General features: G+C 64.0%; 16 protein-coding genes. 8 read left to right on the top strand and 8 right to left on the bottom strand.

Features of this window, described 5'->3' with window-relative positions; genetic code table 11:
• Position 1 precedes the first annotated feature (1 nt).
• The 4 genes from folB to IVA92_RS00065 all read right to left on the bottom strand — a co-directional run bounded on the left by folB (position 2) and on the right by IVA92_RS00065 (position 2,188).
• On the bottom strand, positions 2-370 hold the full coding sequence (folB, locus tag IVA92_RS00080) for a dihydroneopterin aldolase (protein ID WP_008553485.1): 369 nt from the start codon (positions 368-370) through the stop codon (positions 2-4).
• Positions 367-1,227: a dihydropteroate synthase gene (gene folP / locus IVA92_RS00075; RefSeq protein ID WP_247276689.1), complete on the bottom strand. Its 861-nt coding sequence runs from the start codon at positions 1,225-1,227 to the stop codon at positions 367-369. The genes folB and folP overlap by 4 nt, the downstream gene beginning before the upstream one ends.
• Before the next feature lie 161 nt (positions 1,228-1,388).
• The gene (locus IVA92_RS00070; RefSeq protein WP_247276652.1) at positions 1,389-1,796 is read right to left on the bottom strand and encodes a DUF4332 domain-containing protein; all 408 of its coding nucleotides are present in this window, start codon (positions 1,794-1,796) and stop codon (positions 1,389-1,391) included.
• A 26-nt stretch (positions 1,797-1,822) separates the two neighbouring features.
• Positions 1,823-2,188 carry a DUF2267 domain-containing protein gene (locus IVA92_RS00065; RefSeq protein ID WP_247276651.1) on the bottom strand — a complete coding sequence of 122 codons (366 nt, stop codon included), beginning with the start codon at positions 2,186-2,188 and terminating at the stop codon, positions 1,823-1,825.
• Positions 2,189-2,511: 323 nt separating this feature from the next.
• Here IVA92_RS00065 and IVA92_RS00060 point away from each other — a divergent pair, with 323 nt between their 5' ends.
• The 3 genes from IVA92_RS00060 (at position 2,512) to IVA92_RS00050 (ending at position 7,113) form a co-directional block, all read left to right on the top strand.
• The gene (locus IVA92_RS00060; protein ID WP_247276650.1) at positions 2,512-4,134 is read left to right on the top strand and encodes a helicase HerA-like domain-containing protein; all 1,623 of its coding nucleotides are present in this window, start codon (positions 2,512-2,514) and stop codon (positions 4,132-4,134) included.
• A 238-nt stretch (positions 4,135-4,372) separates the two neighbouring features.
• Positions 4,373-5,695, top strand: coding sequence for a glycosyltransferase family 87 protein (locus tag IVA92_RS00055; RefSeq protein ID WP_247276649.1), 1,323 nt, complete (start codon positions 4,373-4,375; stop codon positions 5,693-5,695).
• A 23-nt stretch (positions 5,696-5,718) separates the two neighbouring features.
• Positions 5,719-7,113 (top strand): M20/M25/M40 family metallo-hydrolase, encoded by a 1,395-nt coding sequence (locus IVA92_RS00050; protein ID WP_247276648.1) that lies wholly within the window; start codon positions 5,719-5,721, stop codon positions 7,111-7,113.
• Between the two features lie 235 nt (positions 7,114-7,348).
• Here IVA92_RS00050 and IVA92_RS00045 read toward each other — a convergent pair whose 3' ends face one another.
• Both IVA92_RS00045 and IVA92_RS00040 read right to left on the bottom strand, forming a co-directional pair.
• Entirely contained in the window at positions 7,349-8,128 is a 780-nt protein-coding gene (locus IVA92_RS00045; RefSeq protein WP_247276647.1) for a class II aldolase/adducin family protein, read from the bottom strand.
• Between the two features lie 184 nt (positions 8,129-8,312).
• Positions 8,313-9,962 (bottom strand): glycosyltransferase family 39 protein, encoded by a 1,650-nt coding sequence (locus IVA92_RS00040; RefSeq protein WP_247276646.1) that lies wholly within the window; start codon positions 9,960-9,962, stop codon positions 8,313-8,315.
• Positions 9,963-10,274: 312 nt separating this feature from the next.
• Between IVA92_RS00040 and IVA92_RS00035 the strand changes: the two genes are divergently transcribed.
• On the top strand, positions 10,275-11,153 hold the full coding sequence (locus IVA92_RS00035) for a DUF308 domain-containing protein (protein ID WP_247276645.1): 879 nt from the start codon (positions 10,275-10,277) through the stop codon (positions 11,151-11,153).
• A 147-nt stretch (positions 11,154-11,300) separates the two neighbouring features.
• Positions 11,301-11,717: a MucR family transcriptional regulator gene (locus IVA92_RS00030; protein WP_247276644.1), complete on the top strand. Its 417-nt coding sequence runs from the start codon at positions 11,301-11,303 to the stop codon at positions 11,715-11,717.
• Between the two features lie 5 nt (positions 11,718-11,722).
• Here the strand turns inward: IVA92_RS00030 and IVA92_RS00025 are convergent, their stop codons facing one another.
• Together IVA92_RS00025 and IVA92_RS00020 are read right to left on the bottom strand one after the other, a co-directional pair.
• Positions 11,723-12,151, bottom strand: a complete 429-nt coding sequence (locus tag IVA92_RS00025) for a SufE family protein (RefSeq protein WP_247276643.1) — start codon at positions 12,149-12,151, stop codon at positions 11,723-11,725.
• 86 nt (positions 12,152-12,237) lie between these two features.
• A complete protein-coding gene (locus IVA92_RS00020) occupies positions 12,238-12,672 on the bottom strand; it encodes a DUF5330 domain-containing protein (RefSeq protein ID WP_247276642.1) in 435 nt (144 codons plus the stop codon).
• A gap of 408 nt (positions 12,673-13,080) precedes the next feature.
• On the opposite strand from IVA92_RS00020, the gene IVA92_RS00015 reads away from it, so the two are divergent.
• Genes IVA92_RS00015 through IVA92_RS00005 form a run of 3 tightly spaced genes read left to right on the top strand, consistent with a single transcriptional unit; the run spans position 13,081 to position 16,030 of the window.
• Entirely contained in the window at positions 13,081-14,934 is a 1,854-nt protein-coding gene (locus tag IVA92_RS00015; RefSeq protein WP_247276641.1) for a PAS domain-containing sensor histidine kinase, read from the top strand.
• The gene (locus tag IVA92_RS00010) at positions 14,927-15,628 is read left to right on the top strand and encodes a peptidoglycan-binding domain-containing protein (protein ID WP_247276640.1); all 702 of its coding nucleotides are present in this window, start codon (positions 14,927-14,929) and stop codon (positions 15,626-15,628) included. The genes IVA92_RS00015 and IVA92_RS00010 overlap by 8 nt, the downstream gene beginning before the upstream one ends.
• A 57-nt stretch (positions 15,629-15,685) precedes the next feature.
• A complete protein-coding gene (locus IVA92_RS00005; RefSeq protein ID WP_247276639.1) occupies positions 15,686-16,030 on the top strand; it encodes a DUF1491 family protein in 345 nt (114 codons plus the stop codon).
• Positions 16,031-16,251: the final 221 nt, after the last annotated feature.

The following is a 16,251-nucleotide window of genomic DNA, read 5'->3' as shown; positions in this document are numbered from 1 at the left end:
CTTATGGATGCCGCGAGCGCGTCAGCATGATGCCGACGTCGTCGAAGATCGCGGCGATCGGCGCATGCGGCTTGTGCACGGTGATCTTCACGGCGCGGATGCGCGGGAAATGCGACAGGATGGCATCGGCCACCGCGCCGGCGGCGCGCTCCAAGAGCTTGTAATTGGTGTTCTTGAACGCCGCCGTGGTGGTCGCCACCACTTCGGCGTAGGACACGGTATCGGCGAGCCGGTCGCTGCGCGAAGGCTCCGACAGGTCGGTATAGAGTTCGAGATCGATGACGAAGCGCTGGCCGACTTCGGTTTCGTGATCCATGACGCCGTGGCGCGCGTGGATCGACAGGCCGGTGACGAAGATCGTATCGGTCATGGCTTGCTCTCGATTGCTGCTGCTACACGCAGGGCCTGCAAGGTTTCGGCGACGTCATGGGTCCGAATGATTTTTGCGCCGCGCTGCGCGGCGATGACGTGCGCGGCGATCGATCCGGCGAGTCGCTCTTTCGGCTCCGACGGCGACACCGCGGCGATGAAGCGCTTGCGCGAGGCGCCGACCAGGATCGGCAGGCCGAACATGTCGAGTTCGCGCAGCCGCGCCAGCGCGATCATGCTCTGCTCGGCCGTCTTGCCGAAGCCGATGCCGGGATCGAGTACGATTTTGTCCCGCGCGATACCAGCCTTGGCCGCGATATCCAGCGAGCGCAGGAAGAAGGTTTTCATGTCCGTGACGATGTCGATGGTGGGGTCGGCATTGTCGCGGTTGTGCATCACGATGACCGGAACGCCTTTAGCCGCGACCAGCGGTGCCATGGCGGCGTCGCGTTGCAGGCCCCAGACGTCGTTGACGATCGCCGCGCCCTGGTCGAGCGCGAACGCCACCACCTCCGCCTTCATGCTGTCGATCGAGACGGGCGCGCCAAGCGCCACGACGCCAGCCAGCACCGGCTTCAGCCGGGCGAGCTCGCGTTCCGCTGTGACCGGCTGGGCGCCCTTGTAGGGCCGGGTGGACTCCGCGCCGATATCGATGATGTCGACGCCATCAGCGATCATCGTCCGGGCACGCTCCAAGGCCTGCTCGGGCGCGATGAACGCGCCGCCGTCAGAGAAGGAATCCGGGGTGACGTTGAGCACCCCCATCACCGCCGGAAGCGGCCGTTCCAACAGCGTCCGCAGCACGTCGGCCCCGGCCGAGCCGGCCGGCGGGACGGATGGGGAGGGCGAGGCGCTCATGCGGGTGGCTTTAGCGGTCGGGGAGGGGGAGTTCAAGACCAACCCCTCGTGTCATTGCCCGCGAAAGCGGGCAATCCAATACTCCGAGGCATTGCGACAATGTGGAGGAGGCGCGGCGTACTGGATACCCCTTCGCGGGGTACGACGGAGAGAGTGTGTGGCTAATACGTAATCTTCGGCGGCAGCTTCTTCGCCTTGGCGATGATCTCGCCGACCGACTTCTCGGAAGGCAGGATGCGGAGGAGCTTCTTCTTCTCGTTCGCGTCCCGCATGCTCTGCGCGAGCCTTGCCGGATTCCGATAAGCGAGCTCGCGCACCGTGGTGACGCCGGCAGCGCGGACCAGGCCGACCTTGGCCCGGCCCATGCCGGGGATGCGCATGTAGTCAGAGACGTTGGCCCATTCGAGCAGCAGCTGCTCGCTGATGCCGGTCTTGGCAGACAGCGCCTTGCGGCCTTTCACGGTGCCGGCAGCCTCGAGCAGCGCGTCGGTGGTGCGGATTCCCTGCGCCTTCAACTTGTTGGCGGCAAAGGCCGACAGGCCCTCAATCTCGGAGATGGGATATGTCATGATTCTCGATATGAAATGCGAAAGCTTCAGGCGAATTGGCTGAGGCCCGGCGTCCCCGCGATGATCTTGCCCATCTGATCGGCTCCGATTTTGTCTCGGCCGAAGCGAAAAAGTTCACGGGCGATGTTTTGAATCTCCGACATGCCGAGTCCGAGGCCCATCAGGCGTGAGCCGACGGCCATCAGGCCACCGCCCATCAGCCGCGACAGTCCGCCGCCGCTCCCGGACGTCTCGATCACGGCTTCCGCACCGGGAATCTGGTCGATCAGGGCCTGCACGCTGTCGGAAGGACCCTCGCTGCGGAGGAAACCCAGGATAATGCCGACAGTCTTTTCAGCGACAGCACTATCTATGCTGGCGTTTGTTGCCAGCCGCCCGATCAGCTCGTCCATATGGCCTGCCCCTCAGCCGGTTCACATGCCGGAGTATTGCTTTCGAAAATGATCTTGAGCCGGTGCGATGTGAAATACAAGCGATGAACGCGACCAACGTTTCGAACGCGCGAAAAGTGTTGCAGCGATGCAAGAGCGGAGATGGAATCAGCAAGAAAATACCGCGGTGCGAATGCACCTTTCCGACTTTCGGCTGATGTTTCCGACGATGTCGCATGTCCGGACCACGTTGAATGGTTTCAATCGGCTCGCGACATGCGTTAAACTCCGGAACTGGTGTATTCGAGTTTCGATACGCGAAACTGCAGAGATCAGAGACCATAATGACCGCACAGGACAGCAAGCTCGGTGACACCGACGAGAAGATCTTCGTCGGCAAGGGAAACGAGCAGGCATGGCTGACGCTGGCGCTCGCCAATCGCCATGGCCTCGTCACCGGTGCAACCGGAACCGGCAAGACCGTGTCGCTGCAAGTGATGGCGGAAGGATTTGCGCGCGCCGGCGTTCCGGTCTTCGCAGCCGACATCAAGGGCGACCTCTCCGGCATCTCCGAGGTCGGCGAACCAAAGGATTTCATCGTCAAGCGCGCCACCGAGATGGGGCTGACGTTCCAGCCCGACCAGTTCTCGACGGTGTTCTGGGACGTGTTCGGTGAGCAGGGCCACCCGGTGCGGGCGACGGTCACCGAGATGGGACCGCTGCTGCTCGCGCGCATGCTCGACCTCAACGACGTGCAGGAAGGCGTGCTCAACGTCGCCTTCCGCGTCGCCGACGACAACGGTCTCGTCCTGATCGACATGAAGGACCTTCGCGCGCTGCTCGACGCCATCGTGCCCGATAGCGGGAAGAAGGGGCCGGACGCGGCGGCGGATCCGCTCGCCGCCATCCGCAAGGCCGCGCAGGGCTTCGGCAACGTCACCAAGGCGACCGTCGGCACCATCCAGCGCCAGCTCCTGGTGCTGGAGAACCAGGGCGGCTCCAAATTCTTCGGCGAACCGGCGCTGACGCTGAAGGACTTCATGAAGACCGACCGCGACGGGCGCGGCATGGTCAACATCCTCGTCGCCGACAAGCTGCTCCAGAGCCCGCGGCTTTATGCGACATTCCTGTTGTGGATGCTGTCGGAGCTGTTCGAGGAGCTGCCCGAGGTCGGCGACCTGCCCAAGCCGAAGCTCGTGTTCTTCTTCGACGAGGCGCATCTGTTGTTCAACGATGCGCCCAAAACGCTGATGGACAAGATCGAGCAGGTGGTGCGTCTGATCCGCTCCAAGGGCGTTGGCGTCTACTTCGTGACGCAGAACCCGGTCGACGTGCCCGATCGCGTGCTCGGGCAGTTGGGTAACCGGGTGCAGCACGCGCTGCGCGCTTTCACCCCGCGCGACCAGAAGGCGGTCGCCGCCGCAGCCCAGACCTTCCGGCCCAACCCGAAGCTCGACACCGCCAAGGTGATCATGGAGCTCGGCAAGGGCGAGGCGCTGGTGTCCTTCCTCGAGGGCAACGGCACGCCTTCGATGGTCGAGCGGGTGATGATCCGGCCGCCGTCGGCCCGGATTGGACCGATCACGCCGGAGGAGCGCAAGGCGATCATGGCTATAAGCCCGGTCAAGGGCAAATACGACACCGCTGTCGATTCCGAGTCTGCCTACGAGATTCTTCAGAAGCGCATCGCCGGCACGGCGGCAACGGCAGATGGTTCGGCAGGTGGAAGCGGTGGCGGCATCCTCGGCCAGATCGGCTCGATCGTCGGCTCTATCTTCGGCACCAACGTCAAGCGCGGCCGTCTGTCAACCGGCCAGGTCATCGCGCGCGACGTGACGCGATCGGTGACCAACCAGGTGATCGGGGGGATGGCCGCCAATATCGGCAAGTCGGTCGGCGGCCAGCTCGGCGGCTCGATCGGCCGCACCCTGGTTCGCGGCGCGCTCGGCGGATTGCTGCGGCGCTAGAGCGTGATCCGGAAAAGTGTGAAGCGGTTTTCCGAAAAGATCATGTTCAAACAATAACCTGAAGCGCGATGACGATTCATCCCGATCTCGTCGCGCCTTAGGCAGCACGCCCGGCCATCACGCCGCCGGAGGTTTAGCGGCCATCGGGAGGCCATCACAGCGCACAAATTCCGGTGAGGGGCTCTCCAAGCATCCGCCCGTCTGCTACGTGGTAGTCCGCCGCCGACTGGACTCCACCGTGACCTCCACCGCCCCGTTAGCCAAACCTGATGCGCCGAGACGCCTGTCGCTGCGCGCGCCGCTGGACCTGCTTTTCCTGTTCTGCTGCGTCCTCCTGACCGCCGATGTGCTCATTCCCGAGATCTTCGGCCACGGCAAGACCAAGGATTACGGGCTGTGGTACTGGGCCGGGCAGCAGATCCTGGAGGGACGCTCGCTCTATCCCGGCGATATCAGCGACTACTTCGAATTCATCTATCCGCCGCTTCCGGCGATCATGTTGGCGATCCCGAGCTGGTTCGGCAAGATCCCGCTTTATAACGTCCTGTCCATCCTGAATGCAGTGGCGTGGTGGTACACCGGGATGTTCTCCCAGGTCCTGGCTGGCTCGGACCGCAAGCCCGGTCCCTGGCTGGAAGCATTGCCCGCCTTCGTCACCGTCACTTTCGTGTTCGACATGTTCGACCTCGGCCAGCCGAACCTCGTCCTGTTGGCGATGATGCTCTACGGCTTCTGGAGCTTGCGGCATCAGCGCCCCTGGCTTGCTGGCTTCATGTTTGCGCTCGCGACGGCCATCAAGGTGTTTCCGATCGCGGTGCTGCCCTACCTGATGTGGCGGCAGAAGTGGGCGGCCGCCGTCGCTACGGTCGCCTTCACCGGCATTCTTCTTTACGTCGTGCCGGCGCCGATCCGCGGCTTCGAGCGCAACGCAGCCGAACTTGCGACCTGGTACCAGGCCATGGTCGGTACCAACTCGGAACAAGGCTTTGGCCAGCGCGGCGAGCAGAATTGGTCGTGGGTCAACCAGTCCCTCATTGCTGTCACGCATCGCCTGGTCCGGCCGATCAATTACAATCTGGAAGACCCCAACAAGCCGCCGCGTACGATGAACGTCATCGACGTCGACTACAGCACGGCGAACTGGATCGTGCTCGCGCTGTCGGCGGTGCTCGGGCTCGGCTTCGTCGCGATCATGCCTCGGCAAGCGCGGCGAACGGCGCGCTCCGACGCCGAGGAGCTCGGCATCCTGTTCTGCCTGATGACGATTGCCTCGCCTCTGGCGCGGCAATACTACTTCATGTGGCTGTTCCTGCCCATGACGGTGCTGATGCATCGGGCCACCCTCGACGCGCGGGCGAATGTGCGGCTGGGAACCTGGCTCGCTTTGGGTGCCGCCGGCATCCTCATGCTGCTATCGCTGCCGTGGTTTCCCAATGTCATCCAGGCCTGGGGCAATAATCTCGTTGCGACCGCCATCCTTGCCGGCAGCCTCGCATGGCACATCTGGCATCCGCCGGCTGGTCCCGAGGCCGCGCCAGGGCTAAAAGCGCAGACACCTTGAGACCAACAATCGGGAATACGACCATGGCCAATGCGCAGCTTCAATCCGTGCTCGACCACATCGACAAGGATTTCGATAACAGCCTGGAGCGTCTGTTTTCGTTGTTGCGGATCAAGTCGATCTCCGCGGATCCGGCCTTCGCCGCCGATTGCAAGGCCGCGGCCGAGCACCTCGCCAAGGACATCGCAAGCCTCGATGTCGCCACCGAAGTGAGGCCGACCGCCGGACATCCCGCCATCGTCGGCAAGGCCAGGGCGGGCGGACGGCCGCACGTACTGTTCTACGGCCATTACGACGTGCAGCCGGTCGACCCGCTCGATCTCTGGGATCGTCCGCCGTTCGAGCCTGTCGTCACCGACCATGCCGATGGTCGCAAGATCATCGTCGCGCGCGGTGCCGAGGACGACAAGGGCCAGGTCATGACCTTCGTCGAAGCCTGCCGCGCCTGGATGAAGGTGACGGGCTCGCTGCCGGTCGACATCACCTTCCTGATCGAAGGCGAGGAGGAGGTCGGCTCGAAGAATTTCGTGCCCTTCATCGAGGCCAACAAGGACGAGTTCAAAGCCGACTACGTGCTGGTCTGCGACACCGGCATGTGGGATCACAACACGCCGGCGATCACGACATCGCTGCGCGGCCTGCTCTATGAGGAGCTGAAGATCACCGCCGCCAATCGCGACCTGCATTCCGGCGTCTTCGGCGGCAGCGCGATGAACCCCATCCGGGTCCTCACGAAAATTCTGGGCAGTCTGTTCGACGACGACAACCGCATCACCATTCCCGGCTTCTATGACGGGATCAAGGACACGCCCCCTGACATCTTGGTGCAGTGGAAAAAGCTCGAATTCACGCCGGACACGTTCCTCAAGCCGGTGGGCTTGTCGATCCCTGCCGGCGAGAAGGGGCGCTTGCTGATCGAGCAGGCCTCCTCGCGTCCGACCTGCGACGTCAATGGCATTTGGGGTGGCTATATCGGCGAGGGCTCCAAGACGGTGATCCCGTCGCACGCGTCTGCCAAGGTCTCGTTCCGTCTGGTCGAGGGGCAGGACCCCCAAAAGATCCGCAAGGCGTTCCGCGACTACGTGACCGCGCGCATTCCGGGCGACTGCAAGGTCGAGTTCGGCGACCATTCCGCCGCGCCCGCAGTCGCGCTCGACTGGAATATGAAACCGCTCGCCGCCGCCAAGAAGGCGCTGACCGAGGAATGGGGCAAGGAGACCGTGCTGATGGGATCGGGTGCCTCGATCCCGATCGTCGCCGATTTCAAGCGCACGCTCGGCCTCGATTCGCTGCTGGTCGGCTTCGGCCTCGACGACGACAACATCCATTCGCCGAACGAGAAGTACGATCTGCGCAGCTTCCAGAAGGGCATCCGCTCCTGGGCCCGCATCCTCGCCGCGCTGGCGGAGGTGAAGTGACCGCGTAGCGGTCATTCCGGGGCGCCTCGAAGAGGCGAACCCGGAATCTGGAGATTGTTGCGCGAGATTCTCAGGTGCGCAATTGCGCACCTTAGTTCGCGCTTTTCGCGCGCCCCGGAATGACGGGCGTGGGGAGTTACCCCTAAATAAAAACGCCGCCCGGAATTGGGCGGCGTTTCATTCCAAAAGGCGTAGAGGTTCGTTGCACGCTACCCTACACCAAATCCCGAAAATCTCAAGTCCGATAGCCCGGATTGACGCGGTCGAGCTTGCGTAGCAGCGGGGGCCACACGAGATTGGTGGCGCGCAGCTCGGCGCGGTCGCGGTTCGACAGTAGCTCGGTATTCTTGTCGATCGCGACGTCGTCGACTGGATAGATCGGCGTACCCAGCGCGCGCGTGCGCACCTGCATCGAGCAAGCGCGCTCGAGGTGGTACATGCGCTCGAAGGCGGAAGCGACCGAGCGGCCGACCGTCAGCGTGCCGTGATTGCGCAAAAGCATGTGGTTGTGGTCGCCGAGGTCCTTCTGCAGCCGCGGCCGCTCGTCATGGTCGAGCGCGATGCCTTCATAGTCGTGATAGGCGAGGTCGTGGGTGACGAGCTGGGCGGTCTGGTTCAGCGGCAACAGGCCTTCGGCGCTGCTCGACACCGCGGTGCCGTCGAGCGTGTGGAGATGCAGCACGCAGATCGCGTCCTCGCGCACCTCGTGGATCGCCGAATGGATGGTGAAGCCGGCGGGGTTGATGCTGTATTCGCTCTCGGAGAGCTGATTGCCATGCAAATCGACCTTGACGAGGCTCGACGCCGTGATCTCGTCGAACATCAGCCCGTATGGGTTGATGAGGAAGTGATGGTCGGGGCCGGGCACGCGCGCGGAGATGTGCGTGTCGACCAGATCGTCCCAGCCGTACAACGCGACGAGGCGATAGCAGGCGGCGAGATTGACGCGTTGCTGCCACTCGGCTTCCGTCATGTTCGACGGCACTTCCTTCAGGCGCGCTTCCGCTGGCGACATGGCTGATCTCTCCGAACATCGTTGTTGCGGAGAAGGAGCCTAGTCTTGGGTGAGGCGGGCAGCAAGGCGCGGCCAGCGCGCGGCAGTTCAGCGTTGCCCGCATGAGCGAAGCGATATGCGGGCAGCTCCAAGGTGGCCCCGGATGTCGCTTCGCTCATCCGGGCTTCGAGTTGGGAGAAGATTATTACGGAGCCGGGATCGACAGCAGGCTGGAAATGCTGCGGCCGCGGATATCGTAGACGCGGGCGAACACCACGTCGTCGCGCTTGATCTCGACCATGACGGGTGCGGTGAGGCCCTTGCAGTAGAATTCGCCCAGCGTCATCGCGAAATCGGCCGCGTTGGAATCCCAGCCGATGGTGAAGTCGGGGCCGAGCGCGACCTGGGCCGGTCGCTGCGGCCCGCACACCGCGACCTTCCATTTGCGATTGCTGGGCGGCACTTCCTGGCGCTCGACCAGCTGCTCGCGCAGCTCGTCCGAGGCCTGCTTCAGCGCCAGGCCCCAATAGTCGAGCATAAAGCGGTCGTCGGCGCCGCGCACGGTGCCGGCGATGTGGTTGAAGTGCGTGTATTGATAGGGATGCAGCCGGATCATCTCGGCGAGCGACAGCGCAAGACCGAAGCAGAAGGTGGCGAGCACGACCGGCTGCCAGGTGCGGTGATTGGAGCGCAGGCGTTCCATAGTCCAGCCGAAGGCGACGCCGCCGAGCACCGCCATTGGCGGGATCACGAAGACGAAATGGCGGATGCCGTTGTACAGTGCGGGACGCTTCACCATCGCGATCGCGAGCGGCAGGGTCGCGGCCAGCGTCAGCATCAAGAGGATGGTTTTGCGGCGCGCGGGAACCTCGCGGCGCGGCAGCATGGCGAAGGTGCTGACTACGGCGCCGCCCATCAGCACCAGCATCACCTCGGGCAGCTGCAGCGCGAACAGCGTCGGCAGATAGGACCAGGGCATGTCGGGCACGGACACGATCGCGCCATCGAACATCTCCTTCCACGGCTTCTCGAAGAAATGCGAGAAGTAGGTCAGCGCCTCGAAAGGATTGCCCGGCTCCATGATCGACCACGGCCAGATCAGGCCCATCACGAGATAGCCGAACGCAAGGCCAGGCAGCAGCACATAGACGACATGGGCGAAGCGGCGGACCGCCTCGCGCAAGCCCTCGCTGCGCAATTCCTCCAGGAACAGCGGGACGAAGCCAAGCATGGCGTAGACCAGCGCGAGACCGCCGAGAACGCGGCAGCCCAACGAAAGGCCGGCACCTAGGCCGACGATCAGGACCGTGCGCGGCGAAGGCTGCGGATATTCCTCCGCGAGGCGGACGAGGCCCAGCATCAGGATGATCATGGCCACCGCGAAGGGCGCATCCTTCGGGTTCATGAACATGTGGCCGTAGAAGATCGGGCAGAGCGCGAGGAGCAAAAGTGAGGCAAGACCGGCGAGGGCCCCGCCGATGCGGCGCCCGAGCCGCCACGTCACCGCAAGCCCGATCACGCCGACGATGGCACCGACCAGACGTCGTGTCTCGAACAGTTCGAGCGGAATGATCTTGTGCAGGAGAGCGGCGATCATGTCGAAGCCGCCGCCATACATGTACAGATTGGCGAACGAGAGCGCCGCGGTATCCCTGAAGCCGGAACCGAACATGCGCAGCAACAGATCGGCATATTCAGCGTGGGTGTAATCGTCCCAGCCGAGCCCGTAGTCGCGGAAGGTCAAACCTGCAATGACGGCGACCGCAGCCAGCACCAGCATGGCGAGATCGTCGCAAGTCCGTTCGACCGAGCGCCGCAGAGGCGTATCGATCGCCGAAGTCGTGATGGATGTCATGGCTATTGGTGACCCGGAATCCCCTCTCGACCCTGCTGGCGCGCGCGGGCCTGCTCCCCGGGATCCCTATAGCGCAGTTCCATTACCAAGTAATTGGGCATTATGGCTAAATTCCTGATGCGGCGCAGCAAATGCGGAAACTTGGAGTACCGGTAGCAGTAGTGAGCCGCAGCTGAAGGGAATGTGAATAAGTCCCTGATTTCCTTCCCTTTGGGAACACCGCCCATAATTGGCCGTTGGCGTGGAACACCGGATGACGGTATCGTGGCGTGACGAGTGTCGCATGTGGATGCGCGGTCGGGGGTGAGTTCGATGACCTTGGCATTGCTGATCGTGGGGATTTTCGCCGTTCTGGCGGGCCTCCTTGCGATCCTGTTCGGCTACACCGTCAGGGAATTCAGCGTCGGCAGCACTCTCATAATCTCCGGAACCATCGGCGTCTGCACCGGAATGTTACTGGTCGGCCTGCATCTTCTGCTCCTTGAGCTGAGGGGCATCGCCCGCCGGTTGGCGGCCGGATCTGCCGCATCGTCCGAGGTTCGCGTCAGGCCCGTGCTCCCGGGCCTCGCAATGCCGGGTGCGCCTGCGCCCGAGCCGGCGCTTGCCTCGCCTGCGAAGACCGAGCCCGGGCCACCACCGCCACCACCAGGCCCTCCGCCGTGGCAGAGCGAAGCCGCCGTGCGCGAGCGTCCGCGCGCCGAGGCGCCCGAACCACTAGCGCCTCCTGCGGCTCCGGAAGCGCCGCGCCGCCGCAACCTGTTGTTCGCCTCGACCTCGCGCAAGGAGCGTGAGCGCGCGGAGGCAAAGCCCACGGAGGGCCCGCAGCCGTCTCATGAAGAACCCGCAGCCCCGGACGTTCCGCCTGCCAGTTTCGACGATGCCTGGCCGAAGCCGGAACGCATGCGCCCGCCGGAGCCGCCGATCACCTCCCGCCGCCCGCCGCCGCGCTCGCCCTCGACCTTTGCGGAAGCCGCTCCCCCGCCGCCGCCGCCTGCACCTGAGCCGGCGCCTTCACTTGAGCCGGCGGCTGCGGCCGAGCAGGCGCCCGTGACCGTGCTCAAATCCGGCGTTGTCGATGGCATGGCCTATTCGCTCTATTCCGACGGTTCGATCGAAGCGCAGATGCCGGAGGGCATGATGCGCTTTGCCTCCATCGACGAGCTCCGCGCGCATCTCGACCAGCGGGGCTGAGGCCGCTGTTTGGAAGTAAAGCGCCGCCCTTCGCCAGTAATTAGCTCTTCGTCCTCAGTCGTCGTGGTTCAGCCCAACGTATTGTTGACACGGAATACTCTGACGTCGTCAATCCCATGAGACGCAAGGTGGAGAAGGGGCGGGCGCATGTCGGATGCTGGGAATAAGAATTTCATCGAGCTGACGGCGAGCATCGTGTCGGCCTATCTCAGCAACAATCCGACACCCGCGGCCGAGATCCCGAGCCTGATCAGCCAGGTGCATGGCGCCTTGGTGCGGGTCTCGTCAGGCCGCACCGAGACCGCGCCGCTCGAGCCGGCCAAGCCGGCGGTGTCGCTGAAGAAGTCGATCGCGCCGGATTATCTGGTGTGCCTGGAAGATGGCAAGCGCTTCAAGTCGCTGAAGCGCCATCTGCGCACCCAGTACAACATGACGCCGGAACAATATCGCGAAAAATGGGGACTACCGGCCGACTATCCCATGGTCGCGCCGAACTATGCGGTGGCCCGCTCGCAGCTGGCGAAACAGATGGGGCTAGGACAGCAGCAGCGGAAACGGAAGTAAAATTCTTACGAAGCTTCCGCGAGCGCCTCTTTGGCGTCGGTCTTGATGCGCTCGACCATCGAGCGCAGTCCGTTGGACCGCTGCGGCGTCAGATGATCGCGAAAGCCGAACTCGTTGAACACCGCGATCGCATCGGTATCCAGGATCTCCCGCGGTGTGCGGCCTGAATAGAGCGCGAGCACGATCGCGACCAGACCACGCACGATATGCGCGTCACTGTCGCCGCGATATTTCAGGACCGGCGCGCCATTGCTGCGCTCTACCAGCTTCTGGAGCCAGACCTGGCTGACGCAGCCTTGCACCTTGTTCTCGGCAGAGTGCTCCGCCTCCGGCATCGGTTCCAGGGTGCGGCCGAGCTCGATGACGTACCGATAGCGGTCGTCCCACTCGTCGAGAAGCTCGAAATTGTCCCTGATTTCGTCGATCGTCGTCATGCTGGCCCATGGTTCCCGTTCAGGCCAATATAGGGACGCGAAGCCGTGAAATCGATAGGGTTTGGGCGCTAATTGACGGGGCGGGCCTAATTCGCCGTGGCAGGTCCGCGCCATTCCAGCGCGAGGTCGTCCTGGGTCAGGGTGTCGCGCGGCGCCTCGCTCGCGGCAATGTCGCCTTCGCCGGCCAGCGCGATCGAGCCGGTGTGGTCGGGCGCCTTCTTGTCGGTCTTGTCGTTCTTCTCGTTGGTGTTCTGCTCTTTCTTGTCGTTGATGATCTGGTAGATCTTGCGCGCGCCGTCCTGGGCGCGCTGGCCGATGATGGTTGCGGCCTGTCCGCCGACCTCGCAGGCCGCCGGCTGACGCTTGCAGAACTGGGTCACGTCGGAGACGGCCGCGGTCGCAGCCTGCACTGCGTCGGCGGCGCCGATCTGCGGCAGCTTCTCCGATTCGGGCGTCTTGTCCCGCGGCAGGAGAACCAGCACCAGTCCGAGCCAGAATGTGATGCGGAGCAGAAAGCGCATCTTGCGACCTGTACGTTCGATCCTGCCGCGGCGATTTCCGCGGATATCGGACCTAGCAACGCTCGATAAATCGCAAGTGATTGCCTTGAGCTTAATTCGCGAAAAAATTGCGCAAAAATCTTCGCGCGATCGACGATCTCGTAAATTTTCAATTGACGCCCGCGCCCATGATTCTGCTGGACCCCGCATCCACCAATTCGAAACCATGCCGAGGGATGTGAAACCCCGTGTTCACCATCCGCAGCGAAGACGCCGCCAAATCATCTAAAAAGCCGCGCGATGACGCGGTGTCCGGCCGCATGCCACGCCGCCTTAGCACTCGTTTAAGGTCGCTCTGACACGGTGGCTCAACGACAAGGAGGCGTTCCGGCACGTCTTCTCAGACGATTGAGCCGAAGCGCGAGACCCGTGACAGTTTTGAGTACCATCCGCGATTGTCTCGATGCACTGCTGCATCCCTCCGCGCGTTACGATGCGCTGACGGGAGCGCGCCATCGTGCCTTCATGGCGCCGCGGCTGCTCGGCAGCCTGGCCGCCTTCGCCGCATTCCCGATCTATCTCGTCCTGCGCGGCGCGCCGAGCGCGATCGAGGTCACCGCCTTTGCCTGGCTGATCGCGCCGATCCTGTTGTCGTGGTTCCTGTCGCGCACCGGCCGCTATGAGGGCGCACACGTGCTGTCGTCGCTGGCGCTTGCCGGCCTGATTATGGCAGTGGCGGCCACCACCGGCGGCATCGAATCTTTCGCCGCGATCTGGCTGGTCGTGGTTCCGCTCGAAGCCGCGCTGTCGGCCTCGCGCCGCGTTGCGGCCTTCGCGTCGCTGCTCGCGCTGTCCTGTGCCGGGATCCTGATCCTCGTCAGCCAGTTCGGCTGGCTGACGGTCGAGGAGCCGGGCGCTGCAGCGCGCGGCGTGCTGATGGCGCTCGGCGTCGCTTCGGCGACGCTCTACGCCGCCGGCCTCGCCTTCGGCGCGGAATCGCTCGCGCGCACCAGCGTTGCGCTGCTATTGCGCGAGGAAGAGCGCTATCGTCTGCTCGCGCGCAACATGAGCGACGTCATCTCGCGGCACCAGCGCAACGGCGCGGTCGAGTTCATCTCGCCGGCGGCGGAGGCCATGCTCGGCATGCCCGTCACGCAACTGCTCGGCCACGGCCTGTTCGACCGCGTACACGTCGCCGACCGTCCGGCCTATCTCACTGCGTTATCGGATGCGGCGCGCGGTGACGTGTGCAGCGTCGAGTTCCGGTTGCGGCGGGAGCCTGCTGGCTCCGAGCGCGGCCAGATCGATTTCATTTGGGTCGAGATGCGCTGCCGCCCGCTCGAACAGGACAGGGCCCATGACGTCACGGGCGAGGCCGAAGTCGTTACCGTGATGCGCGACGTCACCGATCGCAAGCTTTCCGAGCAGGCGCTAGATCAGGCCCGCAGCGCCGCCGAGGCGGCCGATGCTGCCAAGACGCGCTTCCTCGCCACCATGAGCCACGAATTGCGCACGCCGCTCAACGCCATCATCGGCTTCTCCGAGATGATCGCGCAGGAGCAGACCTTGATGCTGGGTGCGGCCCAGCGCAAGGAATACGCCCAGCTCATCAACGATTCCGGCCAGCATCTGCTGTCGGTCGTCAACGGCATCCTGGACATGTCCAAGATGGAATCGGGCAATTTCGAGATTGCGTCGGAGCCGTTCGCGCCGCGCGCCGCGCTGCTGCATTGCTGCAATTTGCTGGCGCTGAAGGCGCGGGAGAACGGCATCGACCTTATCACCGATGCGCCGCAGGATCTGCCCGTCATGACCGGTGATCCCAGGGCCTTCAAGCAGATCGTGCTCAACCTCGTCGCCAACGCCATCAAGTTCACCGAGCGCGGCGGTCAGGTCACCGTGACGGCGGCAGTGTCGGGCGCGCAGCTTGCGCTGCGCATCAGTGACACTGGCGTCGGCATTGCGCCCGACGATCTCAAGCGCATCGGCGCGCCGTTCTTCCAGGCCGGCAAGACCTATCAGCGCCGCCACGAAGGCACCGGCCTCGGACTTTCGATCGTGAAGAGCCTCATAGCGTTGCATCTCGGCGAATTGACGGTACAAAGCAGGTTAGGCGAGGGCACCACCGTCACCGTCAAGCTGCCGCTCGTTTACACGCCGCCGCAGGTCAAGCCGGCGGAGAGCAAGGTCGCGACGCTGACGCCGATGTTGCGCCAGGAACCTCACGACCAACTTCACGAAGAATCTCACGACCAACCTGCGCTGGTGAAGAAAAGTGCCTAAGAAGTCTGCAAAGGACGAAGCTGCTCCGCGCCGTCGTGGTGCCAAGGCCGCGGTCATCGATGTCGAGACCGAGCGCAACCTCGTCATGCGCGTGCTGCTGCACAGCCCCAAGGATACGCTGGCCGGCCTCGTCGCCGCCGCCGCCATCGGTGCGATCGTCGCCAATGCGCTGTTCCTCCAGACCGGCCGGCACCCCGCGCCGATGTTCGGCACGGTGATCAATCTTCCTGCGCCGTCATCCGTGTCACTGTCGAACCCCTTGCCGCGTCCGCGCCCCGTTGGCGCCGACACTTCGCCGCTCGAGCCGCGTGCGACGGAGTTTCGCACCGAGCCCAAACCTGTCGAGCGCGTCGCCGAGAAGACGCCCGAAAAGCCCGTCGAGGCGACCGCCTCGACGCGCCCGAACGATCCGATGACCAATCTGGTCAAGGCCACGACCTCGACGTCGCCCTCGGTCGTGCGCCCGCCGGCGCCGATCCCGGTGCAGAGCCCGGCCGTGCGACGTATCGCCGGCGTGCAGCGCGCGCTGTCCGAATATGGCTACGGCAATTTGAAGATCACGGGCACGATGAGCGGCGAGACCCAGTCCGCGATCCAGAAATTCGAGCGCGAGCACAAGATGCAGGTCACCGGTCAGGTGTCGGACCGGCTGCTGCGCGAGCTCGCGGCCGCTATCGGCCATCCCGTCGAATAGTCTTGGCGCCTGCACGGAGGCTGGTGCTGATTGCAGCACTGGCCTATCGTTCGGCTCATGCGTTTGAAATCCAACATATGGGTGGCCGCCTATTTGCGTCGCTGCCAGACCGAGGGCGTGTTCGGCGCGGTGCGCCGCCGCGGCGCCGAGGAGGCGGGCGCGGTGTTCGTGAAAGTATCGCTACTCGACGGCCATGCGATGCTGTACGCCCCGGCGCCGCAGACCGTCTATGACGACGGCCGCCCCGTCGATCGCTTCTTCGTACCGGTCGCGCCGCAGCCTTTGCCGGAACAAACCATCGAGGAACGGCTGGCGAAGGAAATCCGCTTCGACCCGGACGCCTGGATCGTCGAGACCGAGGACCGCGCGGGCCGGCATTTTCTGGAATTGGCGAAGACGTAAGCCGGCGTCATTGCGAGGAGCGAAGCGACGAAGCAATCCATAATCCGTCCGCGGAGAGACTCTGGATTGCTTCACGGAGCCTGTCACGGGCCGCGCTTTGCGCGGACCCGTTGGCTCGCAATTGTCGATGTTCAATAATTCGCTGATTGGATCGCGGTGGTCTTGGTAGCGGCGAAGGCCTTGGGAGTTTGTCCTGCCAAGGCCTGATGGGGTCTGTGGTT

This window comes from Bradyrhizobium sp. 154 (genome assembly GCF_023073875.1).
In the GTDB taxonomy this organism is placed as follows: Bacteria; Pseudomonadota; Alphaproteobacteria; order Rhizobiales; family Xanthobacteraceae; genus Bradyrhizobium.
Note: the sequence above shows the minus strand (reverse complement) of the source record. Positions and strands in the feature narration are given on the sequence as shown.